The following is an 825-nucleotide window of genomic DNA, read 5'->3' on the forward strand; positions in this document are numbered from 1 at the left end:
CAAATTCGCATTCGTGTCTAAAAACATAATTTTTTTTATTGAAATCAAATCCGTTAATCTTCCACTTTTCAAATATCAAAGGTGCTAAATTTTTATTTGTTATTTCCTTTACTTTATTATAAATTCTGATAATTCTCACGGAAAATGTAAAAAATATTCTCATATTTTACCCTTAAATGATTTTTTTAAAACTTAAATGGTAAAAAATGAGAATTATTAAGGCTTAATTTGACCTATTTTTTATTAAAATTTATACCTTTAAAAATCTCATCTTCTAAATCTTTTATAAATCTATCTTGTGCTTTTTTAAAAGAGGCGCTTTTAAAGTAATCATTTGCTGCATTCAGTAAATACGGATTTGCCTTAGTGCCTGGGTGAAAAACTCTTTTACCATACACTTTATCTAGTTTAACATTTGCTAAGACTTTTTTATCTTTAGCCTTTATAACGTGTGGCTTTGTTCCATAATGGACAAATTTTGCATATGGAGCGGCTAAAGTATTGCCTATATATGCTGCTTTTTTACCACCACGGCTATGCCAAACTCTAATGTCATCTTTTAGGTTTCCTGTATCTACAGGGGCAATTTGTTTTGCTTGGTTGGCTATTTCATCTGCAATATTATTAATAAATTTATCAATCTTATCCATTATTTATCCTTTTATAAAAACTAATAATCCACCTAAACTTATATCCTATTTAGATTTATCTTAAACTTTCCCCTACCTCTTATAATTCCTACAAACATTCCTACTATCTTACACTCATAGATGCTGTATCTTACTGGCAAGTAGATAGGATTATAAGATATTAGCATAAACTCAT

1 protein-coding gene is annotated in these 825 nt (G+C 28.1%); it reads right to left on the minus strand.

Annotated features, from left to right (window positions below):
* Nucleotides 1-233 precede the first annotated feature (233 nt).
* Nucleotides 234-650 (minus strand): HK97 gp10 family phage protein, encoded by a 417-nt coding sequence (locus O6B72_RS09350; RefSeq protein WP_269490616.1) that lies wholly within the window; start codon nucleotides 648-650, stop codon nucleotides 234-236.
* Nucleotides 651-825 lie beyond the last annotated feature (175 nt).

This window comes from Campylobacter ureolyticus, from assembly GCF_027277485.1.
GTDB lineage: Bacteria > Campylobacterota > Campylobacteria > Campylobacterales > Campylobacteraceae > Campylobacter_B > Campylobacter_B ureolyticus_B.

Coding starts and splice junctions, on each gene's coding strand:
- O6B72_RS09350 (WP_269490616.1), bottom strand. CDS start 650: ATGGATAAGATTGATAAATTTATTAATAATATTGCAGATGAAATAGCC.